This window comes from Enterobacter sp. MGH 38, from assembly GCF_000492855.1.
Lineage (GTDB): Bacteria > Pseudomonadota > Gammaproteobacteria > Enterobacterales > Enterobacteriaceae > Enterobacter > Enterobacter hormaechei_C.
Window position 1 is genome coordinate 172,099 of sequence record NZ_KI535607.1, and the last position, 19,094, is coordinate 191,192.

Here is a 19,094-nt window from a genome sequence, read left to right on the forward strand (position 1 = left end):
TATGAAACCACGTCAGCGGCAGGCGGCCATACTTGAGCATCTGCAAAAGCAGGGAAAGTGCTCGGTAGAGGATCTGGCCCACTACTTTGACACCACCGGCACGACAATACGCAAGGACCTGGTGTTGCTCGAAAACTCCGGCGCCGTCATTCGTACCTACGGCGGCGTGGTGCTCAATAAAGACGAAGCCGACCCGCCTATCGACCACAAAACGCTGATCAATACTCACCAGAAAGCGCTGATTGCCGAAGCCGCCGTCAAATTTATCCATGACGGCGATTCCATTATCCTCGACGCAGGCAGTACTGTCCTACAGATGATCCCGCTGCTCAGCCGCTTTAATAACATCACCGTGATGACCAACAGCCTGCACATCGTCAATGCCCTGTCAGAGTTCGATAGCGAGCAGACCATCCTGATGCCCGGTGGCACCTTCCGTAAAAAATCGGCGTCGTTTCACGGGCAGCTGGCGGAGAATGCCTTCGACCACTTCAGCTTCGATAAGCTGTTTATGGGCACCGACGGCATCGACCTCAACGCGGGCGTGACTACCTTCAACGAGGTGTTCAGCGTCAGCAAAGCGATGTGCAACGCCGCACGGGAAGTGATTTTGATGGCGGACTCGTCGAAGTTTGGCCGTAAAAGCCCCAACATTGTCTGTAGCCTTGAAAGCGTCGATAAGCTGATTACCGACGCAGGTATCGATCCGGCATTTAAAAAAGCGCTGGAAGCGAAGGGCATCGACGTGATCGTAACCGGAGAGAAAAATGAGTGATTTTCTGTTAAACGCAGGCCGTCAGACCCTGCTGCTGGAGCTACAGGAAGCCAGCCGCCTGCCGGAGCGTCTGGGTGAGGATTTTGTTCGTGCAGCCAACACCATTATCCACTGCGAGGGTAAAGTGATCGTGGCGGGTATCGGTAAATCCGGTCATATCGGCAAGAAGATTGCCGCGACGCTTGCCAGCACCGGCACTCCGGCGTTCTTTGTGCATCCTGCCGAAGCGCTGCACGGCGATCTGGGGATGATCGAAAGCCGCGACGTGATGCTGTTTATCTCCTACTCCGGTTCAGCCAAAGAGCTGGATCTCATCATCCCTCGCCTGCAAGAAAAATCGGTGGCCCTGTTAGCGATGACCGGCAAATCCCGATCGCCGCTGGCGCTGGCCGCGAAAGCAACGCTGGATATTTCCGTTGAGCGCGAAGCCTGTCCGATGCACCTGGCACCGACCTCCAGCACCGTCAACACCCTGATGATGGGCGACGCGCTGGCAATGGCGGTGATGCAGGCGCGCGGTTTTAATGAGGAAGATTTCGCCCGCTCCCATCCTGCGGGCGCGCTTGGGGCACGTCTGCTCAACAAGGTTCACCACCTGATGCGCACCGACGATGCCATTCCTCAGGTCAAACTCGACACCAGCGTGATGGACGCCATGCTGGAGCTGAGCCGCACCGGGCTGGGGCTGGTTGCGGTATGCGACAATGACCGCCAGGTGAAGGGCGTCTTCACCGACGGCGACCTGCGCCGCTGGCTGGTGGGCGGCGGCAAGCTGGATGCGCGGGTATCCGAAGCAATGACCCAGGGCGGACTGACGCTGAATGCCGACAGCCGCGCCATTGAAGCCAAAGAGGTGCTGATGAAGCGCAAAATCACCGCCGCGCCGGTGGTGGACGAGCACGGCAGGCTGTGCGGCGCGATCAACCTGCAAGACTTCTACCAGGCGGGGATTATTTAACCCTTCAGCCCCAGACGTTTCGCCAGCCTGTGGAGGTTGGCGACGTCCATCTCCAGCGCCCGCGCGCACGCCGCCCAGCTGCGGTTATTCTGCTCCAGCGCGCGGGCGATCATCTGACGCTGGAACGCATTCGTCGCCTCGCGCAGGTTTTCGTTCACGCTCTCAGGTATCACCGGCTTCACGGACGGCGTCGTTTCCTCATGCAGCGCGAAATGGCGCGCATGAATTACCACTTCATCCCCCGAACGCGTAGCCCGCGCCAGCACCACCGCGCGGTGAATCGCATGTTCCAGTTCACGCACGTTACCCGGCCAGCCGTAGCTCAGCAGGTGCGTCCTCGCACCGGGGCTTAGCACCACGCGGGAAAGCCCCATTTTGAGCCGACACTGTTCGCAGAAAAAGCCCGCCAGCAGCACCACGTCGTCGCCCCGCTCGCGCAGCGGCGGCACCGTGAGCGGGAACACGCTCAGACGGTGGAACAGATCGGCGCGGAAATTCCCCGCCAGCACCTCTTCGCGCAGATCGCGGTTCGTCGCCGCCAGCACGCGCACATCCACGCGTAAGCTGCGATCGTCTCCCACGCGTTGAATATCGCCATACTGCAACACCCGCAGCAGTTTGGCCTGGAGCGAAAGGGAGAGTTCGCCAATTTCATCGAGAAACAGCGTGCCGTTATCGGCCATTTCGAACTTGCCGCTGCGGTTGCTGATCGCCCCGGTAAAGGCCCCTTTGACGTGTCCGAACAGCTCACTTTCCGCCACGCTTTCCGGCAGCGCCGCGCAGTTGAGATAGACCAGCGGATTCACCGCACGGGGCGAGGCTTCGTGGATCGCTTTCGCCACCAGCTCTTTACCGGTGCCGGTCTCCCCGAAGATCAGCACGTTCAAATCAGACGCGGCGACAATCTCAATCTCTTTTTTGAGCTGCGCCATGCCTGGCGAAAGGCCGATCATTTCGGTGTGCGCCACCTGCTCAAACGCCGTCGGGCTACCCGGAAGAATATTCTGGCTCTCCAGCTGTTCTATCAGCAGGGCGTTGTTCAGCGCCCCGGCCGCCAGCGCAGCAATCAGCCGTAGCTCTTCGTCGCTGAAGGTATCGAACTGATCCGGCGACATGCCGTCGAGGGTTAACGCACCAATCAGGTTCTGCCCGGCAAACAGCGGCAGGCCGATACAGGCGTGCACCTTCAGGCTCTCCTGCCCGGGGATCAGGCCGTCGTAAGGGTCGGGCAGATCGCTGTCCGCCGGGAAACGCACCACGTCACCCGCACGGGCGATGGTTTCCAGACGCGGGTGGCCCTCCAGGGTAAAGCGCCGCCCGAGTACGTCCTTCGCCAGACCGTCGATAGCCAGCGGAATAAACTGCCGCCCTTCGTAACGCAGCAGCGCCGAGGCATCGCAATCCAGCACGTGACGCAACGTGGAGATCAGCCGCTGAAAGCGGTCCTGATGACCAATACCGGTTTGCAGTTCTATGGCGATCTTCGCCAGCACATCTACGGAAAAGCTCATCTCTGCCTCACTGTCATTTTGACAATACATAGTGTCATATTGACAATTTTTAAGATAGTCAAAATGACTACCTATTTGGGAGCATCAAAATATAAATCCATTATTTTCAATAAGTTAAAAAGTTGGCACGCAACTTGATATCTGACAGTCATCTTATTTGAAAACGCCGTATTAAGTTGAGGTTGCTATGTCTATTCTGGTTAAAAATAACATTCATTGGGTGGGTCAACGTGACTGGGAAGTACGTGATTTTCACGGGACGGAATACAAAACGCTGCGCGGTAGCAGCTACAACAGCTATCTCATTCGTGAAGGTAAAAACGTCCTGATCGATACCGTCGATCACAAATTCAGCCGCGAGTTCGTGCAGAACCTGCGCAGCGAAATCGATCTGAATGAGATCGACTACATTATCATCAACCACGCGGAAGAGGATCATGCCGGGGCGCTGACCGAGCTGATGTCCCACATTCCGGATACCCCGATCTACTGCACCACTAACGCCATTGACTCCATCAACGGCCACCACCACCATCCGGAGTGGAACTTCCACACTGTGAAAACCGGCGACACGCTGGATATCGGCAACGGCAAACAGCTGATCTTCGTGGAAACCCCAATGCTGCACTGGCCGGACAGCATGATGACCTACATGACCGGTGACGCGGTGCTGTTCAGTAACGACGCTTTCGGCCAGCACTACTGCGACGAACGTCTGTTCAACGACGAAGTGGATCAGACCGAGCTGTTCGAACAGTGCCAACGCTACTACGCCAACATCCTGACCCCGTTCAGCCGTCTGGTCACGCCAAAAATCACCGAGATCCTCGGCTTCAACCTGCCGGTGGATATGATTGCCACCTCCCACGGCGTGGTATGGCGTGAAAATCCAACCCAGATTGTCGAACTGTACCTGAAGTGGGCGGCGGACTATCAGGAAGACCGCATTACGATCTTCTACGACACCATGTCCAACAACACCCGCATGATGGCGGACGCCATTGCCCAGGGCATCAACGAAGTTGACCCGAACGTGGCGGTGAAAATCTTCAACGTGGCGCGCAGCGATAAGAATGAGGTATTGACCAACGTCTTCCGCTCCAAAGGCGTGCTGGTGGGTACCTCCACCATGAATAACGTGATGATGCCGAAAATTGCCGGACTGGTGGAAGAGATGACCGGCCTGCGCTTCCGTAACAAACGCGCCAGCGCCTTTGGTTCACACGGCTGGAGCGGCGGCGCGGTAGACCGTCTCTCCACCCGTTTACAGGATGCCGGTTTTGAGATGTCCCTGAGCCTGAAGGCGAAATGGCGTCCGGATCTCGACGCGCTGGAAATCTGTCGCCAGCACGGTCGCGACATTGCCCGCCAGTGGGCGCTTGCGCCACTGCCGGAAACCGCACCCGCCGCGGCTGTTGCGCCGGAAGCCGTAGCAGAAGCCGCTCCTGCCGCTGCCGACCTCGGCCCTTGCATGCAGTGCAGCGTCTGCCAGTGGATTTACGATCCTGAGCTGGGCGAGCCGTTGCAGGATGTCGCGCCGGGTACGCCATGGAGCGAGGTGCCGGACAACTTCCTCTGCCCGGAATGTTCCCTCGGGAAAGACGTCTTTGATGAACTGGCAACGGAGGCAAAATGAGCCACGGCATCGTCATTATCGGCTCGGGCTTTGCCGCCCGCCAGCTGGTGAAAAATATCCGCAAACAGGATGCTAACGTGCCGTTGACGGTAATCGCCGCCGACAGCATGGATGAGTACAACAAGCCTGATTTAAGCCACGTCATTAGCCAGAATCAGCGCGCCGACGATCTCACCCGCCAGACGGCGGGGGAGTTTGCAGAACAGTTTAACCTGCGTCTGTTTCCGTACACCTGGGTGACCGATATCGACGCCGACGCCCACGTGGTGAACGCGAAAGATAAAACCTGGCACTACGACAAGCTGGTGCTGGCGACGGGGGCATCGGCGTTTGTGCCGCCGGTTGAGGGCCGCGAACTAATGGTCACGCTCAACAGCCAGCTGGAGTATCAGGCCAGCGAGACCCTGTTACGCGACGCCACGCGGGTGATGATTGTCGGCGGCGGGCTGATTGGCACCGAGCTGGCGATGGACTTCTGCCGGGCGGGAAAATCCGTCACCCTGGTTGACCACGCGGCCAGCATTCTGTCAGCGCTGATGCCGGCAGAAGTAAGCAGTCGCTTACAGCATCGTCTGACCGACATGGGCGTGCATCTGCTGCTGAAATCGCAGTTGCAGAGCCTGAGCAAAACCGAAACCGGCATTTGTGCGACGCTCGACCGCAACCGCAGCGTGGAAGTGGATGTGGTTATTGCGGCGACGGGGTTGCGCCCGGAAACCGCGCTGGCGCACCGCGCGGGCGCAGAGATCAATCGCGGCGTGAAGGTGGACAGCTACCTGCAAACCACCCAGCCGGATATTTATGCCCTGGGCGACTGCGCAGAAATTAACGGCCAGGTGCTGCCATTCCTGCAACCGATTCAGTTAAGCGCCATGTTCCTGGCGAAAAACCTGCTCGGCGGCAACGCCCCGGTGAAATTACCCGCCATGCTGGTGAAGGTAAAAACGCCGGAACTACCGCTGCATCTCGCAGGTGAAACGCAGCGTCAGGATCTGGACTGGCAGATTGCCCTTTCGCCTCAGGGCATGGTGGCGCGCGGCACCGATACTGCCGGTCAGATGCGCGCCTTTGTGGTCAGCGAAGACAGAATGAAGGAGGCCTTCGCGCTGCTGAAATCGTTACCTGCTTAACCCTCGTCATGCCGGGCGGCGCTCCGCTTACCCGGCCTATAGTACTGCCACGCTTACTTAACCTTTGGATTTTATTGTCCACCGCCCCGATGTCCCGGGGCTTTTTTTATGGCTACCCTTTCAGCGTCAGGAGCGCACCACCAGCGCGTCATAACCGCGCCAGCGGTAGTTCGCCATCGAGATCAGCCAGCAGGCGACAAACAGCCCGACCACCACAAATCCGGCATCGCCCAGGTTATCGTTCACCGCGCCAATCAGATCCCACACGCCGCCGCTGAGGGAGAACTTGTCCATCAGCAGACCCAGCGCTTCCAGGCCGCCGATAAACAGCGCCACTACCACCGAAGTGCCGGTGATGGTCATGTTGTAGTACAGCTTGCGCTGCGGCTTGTTAAACGCCCAGCCGTAGGCACCCACCATCAGCAGGTTATCGAGCGTATCCACCAGCGCCATGCCGCTGGCGAAGAGCGCCGGGAAGATCATGATCGACCACACCGACATCCCGCTGGAGGCGCTGGCGGCGGAGATCCCCAGCACGCCGATTTCGGTGGCCGTGTCAAAGCCGAGGCCAAACAGGAAACCGACCAGGTACATCTGCCAGCTTTTATTGACGAGGCGGAAGGTTTTGCCGAACAGCCAGTTCATGACGCCACCCTGTGCAGGCAGCGTGATGTCGCCCTGCGCCGGCCTGCCGTGTTTCAGTGCCTGAAAACTGCGCCAGACGCCGCGCAGGATCACCATATTCACCAGCGCCATCGCCAGCAGGAAGGTGGCGGAGACGGCGGTGCCAATCAGGCTGCCGGTTTCGTGGAACCATGCCATGTTTTTCTGAAACGCCGTGGCGGTAGCGGCGATAGCAATGGAGGCCAGCACCACGATGGTGGAGTGTCCGAGAGAAAACCATGCGCCCACGCCGGACGGGCGCTTGCCCTGCTGCATCATCTTACGCGTCACGGTATCAATCGCGGCGATATGGTCGGCATCCACCGCATGACGCAGTCCGTAACACCAGGCCAGCAGGCTGGCCGCCATCAGCGCCGTACTGTCGCTAAAGGTGTGCCACGCCAGCCCCCAGGCCAGCAGGTTAGCCATCCCGAGAGCCAGCAGCAGGCACGCTGCACGAGGTTCATTGCGTAACAGTCGTAACATTTTAAGTCCTTTGTAAACATGATCGGGCGGCAGCAACCACCGCCTGCCCGAAGGAGATCGCTCCGTCACCTGCGGGCAGGCGCGAAGGAAAAAGAAGCGTGAAATCAGAAAGGTAATGACAAAGGCGCGCGCGCAGCAGGCGGTTGTGAAGGACGCCGCCGCTGAAGCACACCGTAGAGAGCGACCGTCGGCGGGCATGCGTTGCCGCCAGTTCGCTCAGCCCTTTTGCCAGCGCATCGTGAAAGGCCCAGGCGCGCTCGCCGGGCTCCGCCCGCCAGGCCAGCCACTGCTGCCAGAACAGCGCAAGGTTATCCGTCTGGAGCGTCACCGGATGATCAACCCCTGCACAGCGTTCGGCCAGCGCCTCCAGCCGGCACGCGGCTTCGCCCTCATAGCGTTGCGTTTCAATGCCCAGCGCACAGGCCACGGCGTCGAACAGACGACCACAGGAGGAGGCCCGCGGCGCATTGATACCGCGCGACACCGCCGTTGCCAGCAGCGGCCAGTTTTGACGCTGTACCACCTCAGTTTCCGGGTACTGCTGCCAGTCAGGTACGAACGCCAGACAGTGGGCGAGCAAATTGCGCCACGGCTGTTTTGCCGCCAGATCGCCCCCCGGCAGCGCAACGGCTGGCAGACCGCCCAGCCGTTCGCAGTCGCGATAGTTCACCCGCAGGCACTCGCCGCCCCACAGCGCGCCGTTCTCGCCCATGCCGATCCCGTCCAGCGTCAGGGCAATAACATCCCCGCCGTCGAGCGGCCAGCCGTTCTCCGCCAGACACGCTGCCGCATGCGCATGATGATGCAGCACGGTCTCAACGGGCAGCGCCTGCGTCCGGGCCCACTGTCGGGCGTGGTATCCCGGATGGGCATCGCACACCACACGCTCTGGCTGGAAAGCGTAGATCTCCTGCATCGTCGAGAGCGCGCTGCGCCACTGCGCCTCTACGCCCTCGTCGCTCAGATCGCCAAAATGCTGGCTCAGCACCGCCTGGTTGCCACGTACCAGGCAGAAGGTATTTTTCATCTCCGCGCCGGTGCATAACATGGGCGGGATGTCGCGGAATCCGGCGGGCAATGTGATGGCATCCGGCACAAAACCGCGTGCGCGACGCAACATCGTGCCCTCCTGGTCCATCACTGAATCATCCATCCGTTGCAGGATGTCGCGGTTGTGCAGCAGGAAGCCGTCAGCGATGTCACTGAGTTCTTCCAGCGCCTGCTGGTTGTTTATGACGGGTGGATGGCCACTTAGGTTGCCGGAGGTCATCACCAGCGGACGCTGACAGTCCAACATCAGCAAATGCTGGAGCGGGTTCGCAGGCAACATCACGCCGACCGTATTCAGCCCCGGCGCAATCTCCTCAGGAAACGCTGGAAGGCAGGCTTTTGGCGTCAGCATAATCGGCGCAGCGGGTGAACGTAACAGCGTCTGGATGGCCTTCGGCAGATCGTTCGCATGCGGGATCATCACCGCCAGCGGCCTGGTCGGGCGCTGCTTGCGTGCCCGTAATTTCCGAACCGCCTGCGGGTTAAGCGCGTCGCAGACCAGGTGAAAACCGCCCAGCCCTTTGACCGCCACAATCCCGCCGCCTTCCAGCATCGCCACCGCCGCGCTTAACGCCGATTCGCGGGCAGCAGCAGCCTCCCCGGCTCGCCACTCCAGCTGCGGCCCGCAGTCCGGGCAGGCAACCGGCTGGGCGTGAAAACGCCGATCAGCCGGGTTGCGGTACTCCGTTTCACAGGGCACACAGAGCGGGAATGGCGCCATTGACGTGGCCGGGCGATCATAGGGCATGGCGCGGATAATGGTAAACCGCGGCCCGCAGTGGGTGCAGTTGATAAACGGGTAGCGGTAGCGACGTTCGCGGGGATCGCGCATCTCCGCCAGGCACGCGGGACAGGTGGCGGCATCCGGGACGATTTGCGTGTCCATCGCCCCACTCTCGCTGTGGCGGATGACAAACTCGTCCGGCAGCGTATTCCAGCTGTACGGCTGCGTTTCAACGCGATCGATGCGCGCCAGCGGTGGGCAGTCCTGATGCAGCCTCGCGGTAAAGTCCCCCCCATTACCCGCGAGACGCACCAGGACACCCTCTCCGTCGTTGCAGACATCGCCCACAAGCTTCAGCCGGTGCGCCAGCTGCCAGACGAAGGGCCGAAACCCCACGCCCTGCACCTTGCCGCGCACCCGCAGCTGAACGCCGTTGCTGCTCATACGGTTCAGAACAGCAGTGATGACGAGGTGTCGAACGCCGCGCGGCGACGTTTTTCGGCACTCATCTGTTCGAGCTTGTCTCGATCGACGCAAACCAGCGCATGCGTCGGACAGGCTTCCATACACGCCGGACCGGCTTCGCGGTGGTAGCAGAGGTCACATTTATTGGCTTCGGCTTTCTCCGCGCGCACGCTCAGCCCGATACCGCTGTTGCGAACCACCGGGCGAACCACCACCTCCATCGCGCCATACGGACACGCCACCACACAGGTTTTGCACCCGATGCAGCGCTCCTGCATCACATGCACGAAGCCTTTCTCGCGCTTAATCGCCCCGTTCGGACAGACGTTGGCGCACGGCGCGTCTTCACACTGGCGACAGATAGCGGCGGTAGAAATATTCACGCCTTTAATGACGTGGATGCGCGGCAGGAAGTTATCAGGGGTGAGAGAGGCGCAATCCTGCTCTGCCTGATGGGACACCACGCACGCCACTTCACAGGTACGGCAACCAATGCATTTGCTGGCATCGGCCATAATAAAACGGTTCATCTGCTTCTCCGGCATAACTGTTATGCGCGAAGCTATTCATAAACCGTGCCAATATTTAATGCTTTGATTTTAAAGCGAAATAAAAAGAAGTAGTTCTGTCATCGTCATTAGTGACGATGACAGATGTCGACGTCAGCGATGCGGGCCGTCAATAACGGAGTCGCGCAGGATAAGCTCGCCGGAGAAGGTTTGCTGAAGCTTAAACTCACCGCCGTCGAGCATGAAAATCAGGCGGCTGATGGTCTCCTGGATCATCTCCGTTACCGGAATACGCACGCTGGAGAGGGACGGCACGATATAGGGCGCGATTGCCACGTCGTCAAAGCCGATGACGGACACCGCGCCCGGCGTGGCGACGCCGCTCTCGTGCAACTGCCTGATGGCGCCAATCGCCATATCGTCGTTACTCGCCACCAGCGCGGTAAACGCTTCGCCGCGGGTGAGCAGCTGAGAGACCGCCGCCGCGCCGCTGGCCGGGCTCCACTTCCCTTCGGCGATCAGCGCGTCACGAACTGCAATCCCGTGCTGCGCCAGCGCGTCCCTGTAACCGGAAAGACGCTCCACCCCGGTGGGTGAATCCAGCGAACCGGTGATAAACGCAATCTCCCGGTGGCCTTTCGCGATGAGCTGCGATACCGCGTCCTGACACGACGCTTTATGATCGGACCAGACGCTGTGGCTGCTGTTTTTCCGCAAACGGCGGTTGAGCACCATGATCGGCTGCTCGCATTTCTCAATGATCTCGTCCAGCGCTTCCACGCTCAGAAAACGCGGGTAGATGATCACCGCGTCGCAGCGCATGTCGAGCAGGTACTGGATCGCCTCGCGCTCCTCTTCGGCGCTGTGCTTGCCGTCCGCCAGGATCAGCTGGCGCCCCTTCTCTTCCGTCATCCGCGCGGCGTTAAACAGCAGCTCGCTAAAGTAGACCCCATGGTACAGGGTGTTCGTCACCACCAGCCCCAGGGTCTGGGTGCGTTTGGTCGCCAGGTTTCGCGCCAGCAGATTGGGGCGATACCCGCTTTCTTCGATGGCCTGAAACACGCGGTCTTTCGTCTCCTGGCTGACGTAACCGTTCCCCGACAGCACCCGGGAGACCGTCGCTTTCGACACGCCTGCCCGCTTCGCCACTTCCAGCATGGTGGTCATAGTGTTATTCCATTCAAAACCGATGAGCCGCAGTGTACTTCACCGCAGAAAAATTGTCGCAGCGACGTTATCACGCTTTTTACGGCCACGAGTGATCGTCATCACGAAACGAAAAAATGCATAAAAAGTGGTCTTGTTTCATTAAAAGAAACTCATGATGATTATGTGAAACCGGTTTCCTACACTTCTCACAACGATAACAGGATCACATCCGATGGCAAAAAATTACGCTGCGCTGGCAAACGACGTTGTTAGCGCGCTGGGCGGTAAAGAGAACATCGTCGCCGTCACCCACTGCATGACGCGCCTGCGCTTCGTTCTGAAAGACGAAAGCCTTACCGACACCGCGCGCCTGAAAAGCATCAGCGGCGTGCTCGGCGTGGTGCGCAACGACAACCAGTGCCAGGTGATCATCGGCAACACCGTGTCCCAGGCATACCGTGAAGTGGTGAGCCTGCTGCCCGCCAACCTGCAACCTGCCGTAGCGGAAGGTCCACAGAAGCTCACGCTGCGCCGGATTGGCGCCGGGATCCTCGACGCGCTGATCGGCACCATGTCTCCGCTGATCCCGGCGATCATCGGCGGGTCGATGGTCAAGCTGCTGGCGATGATCCTTGAGATGACCGGCGTGCTGGGCAAAGGCGACCCGACACTGACGATCCTGACCGTTATCGGCGACGGCGCGTTCTTCTTCCTGCCGCTGATGGTGGCGGCTTCCGCAGCGGTGAAGTTCAAAACCAACATGTCCCTGGCAATCGCCATCGCGGGCGTGCTGGTTCACCCGAGCTTTATCGAGCTGATGGCCAAGGCCGCGCAGGGCGAGCACGTTGAGTTCGCGTTCATTCCGGTGACGGCGGTGAAATACACCTATACCGTTATCCCGGCGCTGGTGATGACCTGGTGCCTGTCGTACATCGAACGCTGGGTGGATCGCATTACCCCGGCGGTGACGAAAAACTTCCTCAAGCCGATGCTGATCGTGCTGATTGCCGCCCCGCTCGCCATCGTACTGATTGGCCCGCTCGGGATCTGGATCGGCAGCGCCATCTCCGCGCTGGTCTACACCATTCACGGCTATCTGGGCTGGCTCTCCGTTGCCATTATGGGCGCGCTGTGGCCGCTGCTGGTGATGACCGGGATGCACCGCGTGTTTACGCCGACCATCATCCAGACCATTGCCGAAACGGGCAAAGAAGGGATGGTGATGCCGTCGGAAATCGGCGCCAACCTGTCGCTCGGCGGTTCATCGCTGGCGGTAGCGTGGAAAACCAAAAACCCGGAGCTGCGCCAGACGGCGCTGGCCGCGGCGGCCTCCGCCATCATGGCGGGGATCTCTGAACCGGCCCTGTACGGCGTGGCGGTACGCCTGAAGCGTCCGCTGATTGCGAGTCTGATCAGCGGCTTTATCTGCGGCGCGGTGGCAGGAATGGCCGGTCTTGCCAGCCATTCGATGGCGGCGCCGGGGCTGTTTACCAGCGTGCAGTTCTTCGACCCGGCCAACCCGATGACCATCGTCTGGGTGTTTGGCGTGATGGGTCTGGCAGTGGTGCTGTCGTTTGTGCTGACCCTGCTGTTAGGGTTTGAGGATATCCCGGTAGAAGACGAAGCCGAAAAAGCACGCGCCCTGCAAACCGCACCGGTACAGAACAAAGCAGCAGAAGCATAAACTGAAAGCGAGGTAAGAATGTCTGTTTTTCCACAAGGATTTTTATGGGGCGGCGCGCTTGCCGCCAACCAGAGTGAAGGGGCTTACCGTGAAGGCGGCAAAGGACTGACGACGGTCGATATGATCCCCCACGGCGCAAACCGCCTGGCGGTAAAAGTCGGCAAGGAAAAACGGTTTTCGTTGCGGGACGACGAATTCTACCCGAGCCACGAGGCGATTGATTTTTACCATCGCTACAAAGAAGACATCGCCCTGATGGCGGAGATGGGCTTTACGGTGTTCCGCACCTCGATTGCCTGGAGCCGCCTCTACCCGAACGGCGACGAACCGCTGCCGAATCAGGAAGGCATTGCCTTCTACCGCGCGGTGTTCGAGGAGTGCAAAAAGTACAACATCGAGCCGCTGGTGACCCTCTGCCACTTCGACGTGCCGATGCACCTGGTGACGGAGTACGGCTCCTGGCGCAACCGTAAGATGGTCGATTTCTTCGCCCGCTACGCCCGCACCTGCTTCGAAGAGTTTAACGGGCTGGTGAAATACTGGCTGACCTTCAACGAAATCAACATCATGCTGCACAGCCCCTTTTCCGGCGCGGGGCTGGTGTTTGAGGAAGGTGAAAACGAAGACCAGGTGAAATACCAGGCCGCGCACCACGAGCTGGTGGCGAGCGCGCTGGCGACCAAAATTGCCCACGAGGTAAACCCGGAAAACCAGGTCGGCTGCATGCTGGCGGGCGGTAACTTCTACCCCTACTCCTGCAAGCCGGAAGACGTGTGGATGGCGCTGGAGAAAGACCGCGAGAACCTGTTTTTTATCGACGTGCAGGCGCGCGGCAGCTATCCGGCCTACTCTGCCCGCGTGTTCCGCGAAAAAGGCGTCGTGATTGTGAAAGACCCGGGCGATGACGAACTGCTGAAAAATACCGTCGACTTTGTCTCGTTCAGCTACTACGCCTCGCGCTGCGCGTCGGCGGACATGAACGCGGGCAACACCAGCGCGGCGAACATCGTGAAGTCCCTGCGCAACCCGCACATTCAGGTGAGCGAGTGGGGCTGGGGTATCGACCCGCTCGGCCTGCGCATCACTATGAACATGATGTACGACCGCTACCAGAAGCCGCTGTTCCTGGTGGAAAACGGTCTGGGGGCGAAAGATGTCGTTGATGAAAACGGTGAGATTAACGACGACTACCGCATCAGCTACCTGCGCGAGCACATCCGCGCGATGGGCGACGCGATTGAGGACGGCGTTCCGCTGCTGGGCTACACCACCTGGGGCTGCATTGACCTGGTCTCGGCCTCAACCGGGGAGATGAGCAAGCGCTATGGATTTGTCTACGTCGACCGCGACGACGCCGGGAACGGCACGCTGGAACGGAAACGCAAGAAATCGTTCGGATGGTATAAGAAGGTGATTGCGAGTAACGGGGGGGATCTCGAGTAGCCTGTTGCCCTCACCCCAGCCCTCTCCCACAGGGAGAGGGAGATGGGTTTGGTAGGCCGGGTAAGGCGAAGCCGCCACCCGGCACTGCTCAGAGCGGAGAAAAACCTCCATCCCCAACCCACCCTGCAAGCCGTGAATACACCCCCTCCACCGCCTCTTTCACCGGCGGCGTCATCGGGTAATAAAACCCGACAATATCCGGCTGAATGCCCAAAAACAGCACCTCGCCCACGTCGTCTTTGATCTGATCCACCAGGTAGTTCAGCGGCATATTGTGGGTGGTCATCATAAACATCTCGGCGATGTCGTCCGGGTCAATCAGGCGGATCTCGCCGGGGTTAAGCCCCATATCGGTGGCATCGACGATTAACAGCCTGTCCGGATGCAGTTCACGGATGGCGACCACGTCGTTTTCCGGCGCGCTGCCGCCGTCAATCACCACCCAGTTGCCCGGCGGGTTTGCGGCGCACAGTTCCGCCAGCAGCGGACCCGCGCCGTCGTCGCCCATCATGCTGTTGCCGACACACAGTAAAACGTCAGTCACGTAATCTCCTCACCATCAGGTAGATGGCGCTCTCCTGATGAATATCGTGCAGCATGCCGAGCAGCGTTTTGCTCCACGCCTGCTGCGCCGGGGTTTGTACGCTCAGCGCCGCGTCAAAGGCGTTAGCGAGCATCGCAATGTGGTTGGCGTCGATGACGATCTCGCCATACTTCGGCACGCCCTCCATCTTGCGCCGCGCCGTACTGCCCTCCTCCAGCGTGGCGATCCACGCCAGGTATTCCGGCCACGGGCAGGTTAACGCCGCCTCCAGGCAGTCGATCACCCCGAGGTGGTGCCCAATCGCCAGGCTGTAATAGACCACCTGCTGCGCCGCATCCGGCGTGGCATCGTTCTCATCAATAAACTTACGGCTCAGCTGGCTGAACACCACCGTTTCACTCATCGGATACGCGCCTCATCCACAATGTTGTTCAGGTTCGCCACGATCTCATTGAGACGCGGATCGTTCTCGGCCTCCAGCCAGCGCGCCACCTGATGGTCGCCCTGGCTGAGCAGACGCAGATAATCGTCGGCAATCTGGCGTCCGTAGCGGTAGCCCGCCAGCCTGCGTGCCGTGCGGTCGATCTTCACCCGCAGCGGCTGCACCATGTCCGGGTGCAGGATAGTGGCTGGCTGGTTGTCCAGCTCGCCTGGCTCGCGGGCGTGGATCTTCTGCTCCAGCAGGCCGAGCGCCATGGCAAAACCGTACAGCGTGGCGGCGGGCGTCGGCGGGCAGCCCGGAATGTAGACGTCCACCGGCACGATTTTGTCGGTACCGCCCCAGACGCAGTAAAGATCGTGGAAGATGCCGCCGCTGTTGCCGCAGGCACCGTAGGAGATGCAGATTTTCGGATCCGGTGCAGACTGCCAGGCGCGTAGCGCAGGCGAGCGCATCGCGCGGGTGACCGCGCCGGTGAACAGCAGGATATCCGCGTGGCGCGGGGACGGCACCACCTTGATGCCGAAGCGCTCGGCGTCAAACAGCGGCGACAGCGTAGCGAAGATCTCAATCTCGCAGCCGTTGCAGCCACCGCAGTCCACGCGATAGACGTAGGCCGAGCGTTTGATTTTTTTCAGCAGCGACGCCTTCATGCTGGCGATGGACTCCTCCACCGTCAGCGGCACCGGAATGCCGTTAGCGTCGCGCGGGCCGAGTAAGTTTTCCATCAGCTGGCCTCTCTCATATGGCGGGTTAAATCGATGCGGTCAGACGGCAGCAGGCATTTCTGACGCTTGCACTCCGGGCAGGTTTCGAAGCTTTCACGGTGATGCTCCGCGCGGACGTCGCCGTTGTGCTTCAGCAGCGCGATGGCGTAGTCGATCTCTTTTTGCACGGCGAACGGACGCTTGCAGACGCGGCAGTTGCACAGCGCAAAGCGCGATTGCTGGAGGAAGTCCTCTTTTTTCCACACCGCCAGCTCGTACTCCTGAGACAGGCGAATGGCGACCGTCGGGCAGACCTCCTCGCAGCGGCCGCAGAAGATGCAGCGCCCGAGGTTAAACTGCCAGGCCAGCTCGCCGGTTTTCAGGTCCGTTTCCACCGTTAAGGCATTCGACGGGCAGGCGTTGACGCAGGCCGCGCAGCCGATGCACTGCTGCGGGTTGTGCTCCGGCTTGCCGCGAAAGTTTTTATCAACCGGGATCGGCTCCAGCGGATAACTGCTGGTCTGCGCGCCGGTTTTGATCACTTTTTTGATAAAGGTAAACATGGCGAATCCTTATTTCAGCGGCGAGTTCTTACGTTCGATGCTGTAGCGCTCAAGCTCTTTGTACGGCACCACCTGGCTTTTCTTCTTGCGCACGTCCACGACGGTCATGCGGTCGGTGCAGGAGTAACACGGGTCGAGGCTGCCGATGATCAGCGGCGCGTCAGAGACCGTGTTGCCGCGCAGCATGTAGCGCAGGGTTGGCCAGTTGGCGTAGGTCGCCGCACGGCAGCGCCAGCGGTAGAGCTTCTGGTTGTCGCCGGTCATGCTCCAGTGGATGTCGTCCCCGCGCGGCGCTTCGGCAAAGCCGAGGGCAAAGCGGTTTGGAATGTAGGTGAAGCCTTCCACCATCAGCGGGCCGCCCGGCAGGTTATCGAGGCCGTAGTCGATCATGTTCAGCGCGGTGAATACCTCGTTGATGCGCACCTTCAGACGGGAGATGACGTCGCAGCCCTGCTCGCTGTGCACGGTCATCGGCAGCAGGCCGTAGCCGACGAACGGGTGATCGGCGCGGGTATCGCGGGCGTGGCCGCTGGCGCGCACCATCGGACCAACGTTACTGAAGTCGCGGGCGATTTCCGGGTCAAGACGACCAATCCCGACGGTGCGCTGCTCAATGTTGGGCGTGCTGAGCAGCATATCCACCAGCTCCTGCACGTCCCGGCGCATCTGCTGCGCCAGCTGGCGGGTCTGGATCATGTCGTCTTTCAGCAGGTCGCGGCGGATCCCGCCGATCAGATTCAGGCCGTAGGTTTTACGCGCCCCGGTGAGGATCTCCGCCATCTTCATCGACGCCTCGCGCACGCGGAAGAACTGCATAAACCCGGAGTCAAATCCGACGAAATGGCAGGCCAGGCCGAGGTTCAGCAGGTGCGAGTGCAGGCGCTCCACCTCCAGCAGAATGGCGCGGATCATCTGCGCGCGTTCCGGCACCACGATCCCCATGCCGTTTTCCACCGAGGTGGTGTAGGCGGTGCTGTGGGCAAAGCCGCAGATGCCGCACACGCGGTCAGAAAGAAACGTGACTTCGTTGTAGCCCATGCGGGTCTCCGCCAGCTTCTCCATGCCGCGGTGGACGTAGAACAGGCGGTAGTCGGCGTCGATAATGTTCTCGCCGTCGACGAACAGGCGGAAGTGGCCCGGTTCGTCAGAGGTAACGTGCAGCGGGCCAATCGGCACCACGTTATTCTTCTTGCTGCCCAGCTCGTTGATGAACTCGTAGGTTTCGCTGTCGGTGGTCGGGGCCGGGCGCTGGCGGTAGTCCATGCTGTCCTTGCGCAGCGGATAGAGTTCATCCGGCCAGTCGTCCGGCAGCACCAGGCGACGCTCGTCAGGCAGGCCAACCGGCACCAGGCCGTACATGTCGCGCACTTCGCGCTCGCCCCAGACGGCGGCGGGCACGCGCGGCGTGACGGACGGGTATTCCGGTTTATTCGGGTCGACTTCGACGCGCACGGTGATCCAGCACTTCTCGCCCTGCTCCATTGACATCACGTAGTACACCGCGTAACTGCCGCACAGCTGGCGCTCGTCGTTACCGAACAACACCGACAGCCAGCCGCCCTGCTGGTAGTAGAGAAACTCCACCACTTCCGGCAGATAGTTCACCTTAATGGTGACGGTGATCTGGTCTTTGGTTTGCCAGGACTCCTCCAGCACCACGCCCGGGAAAGCCTGATGCAACGCGGCGAGATACTGCTGACCTTTCTTTTCTTCAGACATAAACACTCTCTTTAATCACGCCACCAGCAAGGAGACGAACGCTAAAAATGCAAAACCAAAACCAGCCCAGGTAATGCGTGACGTTTCGACAAAACGCAGGCGCGCCATGCTGTTTTCAAACAGGGCAATGACCAGCACGCCGATAAGCAGCTTGAGCACAGCCACCACCACGGCCAGCAGCAGGCCGCCCGCAGAGAAGTGCGTCATCTGCCCCCACGGGAAGAAAACGCCGACGAACATCTGCAACACCACCAGCTGCTTGAGACTGATGCCCCACTTCAGCACCGCAAAGCCGTAGCCGCTGTACTCGGTGAGCGGCCCCTCCTGTAATTCCTGCTCCGCTTCCGCGAGATCGAACGGCAGCTTGCCCATCTCGATAAACGTGGCGAACGCGCAGGCGCAGAGCGCCAGCACCAGCGGGAGCGAACGTGAAACCGGCCAGTGGTAAACGGTGTCGGTGATGAAACTGATGTGGGTCGAGCCTGCAACCTGCGCGGCGACCCACAGCCCCAGCAGCAGAATTGGCTCAACCAGCACGCCGAGCATCGCCTCGCGGCTGGCGCCGATACCCGTAAACGGGCTGCCGGTGTCCAGGCCCGCAATCGCAAAGAAGAAACGCGCGATGGCGAAGAGGTAGATCAGCGTAATCAGATCGCCCAGCACCGGCAGCGGCGACGCCACCGTCACCACCGGCAGCGCGGTGGCGATGGTCAGCATCACGCCCACCATCACAAACGGCGTCAGGCGGAACACCCAGCCCGCGGCATCCGGCGCGACGCTCTGACGGGAGAGCAGTTTGAAGAGATCGCGGTACTCCTGGAGCACGCCAGGTCCGCGACGGTTGTGCAGCCGGGCGCGCGCCACGCGCGTGATGCCCGACAGCAGCGGCGCGGCGGCGAACAGCCCCAGCGCCTGAAGAATTGCCAGTAACAGACTCAT

General features: G+C 60.4%; 17 protein-coding genes. 6 read left to right on the forward strand and 11 right to left on the reverse strand.

The window, feature by feature from the left end; all coding sequences use genetic code 11:
- The first annotated feature begins 1 nt into the window (after position 1).
- Complete coding sequence (locus L384_RS20040) at positions 2–775, forward strand: glucitol operon DNA-binding transcriptional repressor SrlR (protein WP_022651731.1); 774 nt, start codon at positions 2–4, stop codon at positions 773–775.
- The gene (gene gutQ, locus L384_RS20035) at positions 768–1,733 is read left to right on the forward strand and encodes an arabinose-5-phosphate isomerase GutQ (RefSeq protein ID WP_023323657.1); all 966 of its coding nucleotides are present in this window, start codon (positions 768–770) and stop codon (positions 1,731–1,733) included. Before L384_RS20040 ends, gutQ begins: the two co-directional genes overlap by 8 nt.
- Here the strand turns inward: gutQ and norR are convergent.
- Positions 1,730–3,244 (reverse strand): nitric oxide reductase transcriptional regulator NorR, encoded by a 1,515-nt coding sequence (gene norR / locus L384_RS20030; RefSeq protein WP_023323658.1) that lies wholly within the window; start codon positions 3,242–3,244, stop codon positions 1,730–1,732. The two genes, gutQ and norR, sit on opposite strands and share 4 nt — an antisense overlap.
- A gap of 187 nt (positions 3,245–3,431) precedes the next feature.
- Between norR and norV the strand changes: the two genes are divergently transcribed.
- Together norV and norW are read left to right on the forward strand one after the other, a co-directional pair.
- Positions 3,432–4,880 carry an anaerobic nitric oxide reductase flavorubredoxin gene (gene norV / locus L384_RS20025; protein ID WP_022651734.1) on the forward strand — a complete coding sequence of 483 codons (1,449 nt, stop codon included), beginning with the start codon at positions 3,432–3,434 and terminating at the stop codon, positions 4,878–4,880.
- A complete protein-coding gene (gene norW, locus L384_RS20020) occupies positions 4,877–6,010 on the forward strand; it encodes an NADH:flavorubredoxin reductase NorW (RefSeq protein ID WP_023323659.1) in 1,134 nt (377 codons plus the stop codon). Before norV ends, norW begins: the two co-directional genes overlap by 4 nt.
- A gap of 126 nt (positions 6,011–6,136) precedes the next feature.
- On the opposite strand, the gene L384_RS20015 is transcribed toward norW, so the two are convergent.
- The 4 genes from L384_RS20015 to L384_RS20000 form a co-directional block, all read right to left on the reverse strand.
- Positions 6,137–7,159 carry a HoxN/HupN/NixA family nickel/cobalt transporter gene (locus L384_RS20015; protein WP_023314717.1) on the reverse strand — a complete coding sequence of 341 codons (1,023 nt, stop codon included), beginning with the start codon at positions 7,157–7,159 and terminating at the stop codon, positions 6,137–6,139.
- A gap of 1 nt (position 7,160) precedes the next feature.
- Positions 7,161–9,377: a carbamoyltransferase HypF gene (hypF, locus tag L384_RS20010; RefSeq protein ID WP_023323660.1), complete on the reverse strand. Its 2,217-nt coding sequence runs from the start codon at positions 9,375–9,377 to the stop codon at positions 7,161–7,163.
- A gap of 5 nt (positions 9,378–9,382) precedes the next feature.
- Positions 9,383–9,928, reverse strand: coding sequence for an electron transport protein HydN (gene hydN, locus L384_RS20005; protein WP_023323661.1), 546 nt, complete (start codon positions 9,926–9,928; stop codon positions 9,383–9,385).
- Positions 9,929–10,060: 132 nt separating this feature from the next.
- Positions 10,061–11,074 (reverse strand): LacI family DNA-binding transcriptional regulator, encoded by a 1,014-nt coding sequence (locus L384_RS20000; RefSeq protein WP_022651738.1) that lies wholly within the window; start codon positions 11,072–11,074, stop codon positions 10,061–10,063.
- A gap of 214 nt (positions 11,075–11,288) precedes the next feature.
- Here L384_RS20000 and ascF point away from each other — a divergent pair, with 214 nt between their 5' ends.
- Positions 11,289–12,740 (forward strand): PTS cellobiose/arbutin/salicin transporter subunit IIBC, encoded by a 1,452-nt coding sequence (gene ascF, locus L384_RS19995; RefSeq protein WP_023314719.1) that lies wholly within the window; start codon positions 11,289–11,291, stop codon positions 12,738–12,740.
- 18 nt (positions 12,741–12,758) lie between these two features.
- Positions 12,759–14,183, forward strand: a complete 1,425-nt coding sequence (locus tag L384_RS19990; RefSeq protein ID WP_023314720.1) for a 6-phospho-beta-glucosidase — start codon at positions 12,759–12,761, stop codon at positions 14,181–14,183.
- Between the two features lie 88 nt (positions 14,184–14,271).
- Here L384_RS19990 and hycI read toward each other — a convergent pair whose 3' ends face one another.
- Genes hycI through L384_RS19960 form a run of 6 tightly spaced genes read right to left on the reverse strand, consistent with a single transcriptional unit; the run spans position 14,272 to position 19,094 of the window.
- On the reverse strand, positions 14,272–14,727 hold the full coding sequence (hycI, locus tag L384_RS19985; RefSeq protein ID WP_003862145.1) for a hydrogenase maturation peptidase HycI: 456 nt from the start codon (positions 14,725–14,727) through the stop codon (positions 14,272–14,274).
- A complete protein-coding gene (locus L384_RS19980) occupies positions 14,720–15,130 on the reverse strand; it encodes a formate hydrogenlyase maturation HycH family protein (RefSeq protein ID WP_003862143.1) in 411 nt (136 codons plus the stop codon). The genes hycI and L384_RS19980 overlap by 8 nt, the downstream gene beginning before the upstream one ends.
- Entirely contained in the window at positions 15,127–15,894 is a 768-nt protein-coding gene (locus L384_RS19975; RefSeq protein ID WP_003862141.1) for an NADH-quinone oxidoreductase subunit B family protein, read from the reverse strand. The genes L384_RS19980 and L384_RS19975 overlap by 4 nt, the downstream gene beginning before the upstream one ends.
- Entirely contained in the window at positions 15,894–16,436 is a 543-nt protein-coding gene (locus L384_RS19970; RefSeq protein WP_003862138.1) for a formate hydrogenlyase complex iron-sulfur subunit, read from the reverse strand. The genes L384_RS19975 and L384_RS19970 overlap by 1 nt, the downstream gene beginning before the upstream one ends.
- A gap of 9 nt (positions 16,437–16,445) precedes the next feature.
- Positions 16,446–18,155, reverse strand: a complete 1,710-nt coding sequence (hycE, locus tag L384_RS19965) for a formate hydrogenlyase subunit HycE (RefSeq protein WP_022651741.1) — start codon at positions 18,153–18,155, stop codon at positions 16,446–16,448.
- 15 nt (positions 18,156–18,170) lie between these two features.
- Positions 18,171–19,094, reverse strand: coding sequence for a respiratory chain complex I subunit 1 family protein (locus tag L384_RS19960; RefSeq protein ID WP_023323662.1), 924 nt, complete (start codon positions 19,092–19,094; stop codon positions 18,171–18,173).

What these genes read in the sequence shown, in the direction of transcription:
- L384_RS20040 (WP_022651731.1), top strand. Translation starts at nt 2, where the DNA reads ATGAAACCACGTCAGCGGCAGGCGGCCATACTTGAGCATCTGCAAAAG.
- gutQ (WP_023323657.1), top strand. Translation starts at nt 768, where the DNA reads ATGAGTGATTTTCTGTTAAACGCAGGCCGTCAGACCCTGCTGCTGGAG.
- norR (WP_023323658.1), bottom strand. Translation starts at nt 3,244, where the DNA reads ATGAGCTTTTCCGTAGATGTGCTGGCGAAGATCGCCATAGAACTGCAA.
- norV (WP_022651734.1), top strand. Translation starts at nt 3,432, where the DNA reads ATGTCTATTCTGGTTAAAAATAACATTCATTGGGTGGGTCAACGTGAC.
- norW (WP_023323659.1), top strand. Translation starts at nt 4,877, where the DNA reads ATGAGCCACGGCATCGTCATTATCGGCTCGGGCTTTGCCGCCCGCCAG.
- L384_RS20015 (WP_023314717.1), bottom strand. Translation starts at nt 7,159, where the DNA reads ATGTTACGACTGTTACGCAATGAACCTCGTGCAGCGTGCCTGCTGCTG.
- hypF (WP_023323660.1), bottom strand. Translation starts at nt 9,377, where the DNA reads ATGAGCAGCAACGGCGTTCAGCTGCGGGTGCGCGGCAAGGTGCAGGGC.
- hydN (WP_023323661.1), bottom strand. Translation starts at nt 9,928, where the DNA reads ATGAACCGTTTTATTATGGCCGATGCCAGCAAATGCATTGGTTGCCGT.
- L384_RS20000 (WP_022651738.1), bottom strand. Translation starts at nt 11,074, where the DNA reads ATGACCACCATGCTGGAAGTGGCGAAGCGGGCAGGCGTGTCGAAAGCG.
- ascF (WP_023314719.1), top strand. Translation starts at nt 11,289, where the DNA reads ATGGCAAAAAATTACGCTGCGCTGGCAAACGACGTTGTTAGCGCGCTG.
- L384_RS19990 (WP_023314720.1), top strand. Translation starts at nt 12,759, where the DNA reads ATGTCTGTTTTTCCACAAGGATTTTTATGGGGCGGCGCGCTTGCCGCC.
- L384_RS19980 (WP_003862143.1), bottom strand. Translation starts at nt 15,130, where the DNA reads ATGAGTGAAACGGTGGTGTTCAGCCAGCTGAGCCGTAAGTTTATTGAT.
- L384_RS19975 (WP_003862141.1), bottom strand. Translation starts at nt 15,894, where the DNA reads ATGGAAAACTTACTCGGCCCGCGCGACGCTAACGGCATTCCGGTGCCG.
- L384_RS19970 (WP_003862138.1), bottom strand. Translation starts at nt 16,436, where the DNA reads ATGTTTACCTTTATCAAAAAAGTGATCAAAACCGGCGCGCAGACCAGC.
- hycE (WP_022651741.1), bottom strand. Translation starts at nt 18,155, where the DNA reads ATGTCTGAAGAAAAGAAAGGTCAGCAGTATCTCGCCGCGTTGCATCAG.
- L384_RS19960 (WP_023323662.1), bottom strand. Translation starts at nt 19,094, where the DNA reads ATGAGTCTGTTACTGGCAATTCTTCAGGCGCTGGGGCTGTTCGCCGCC.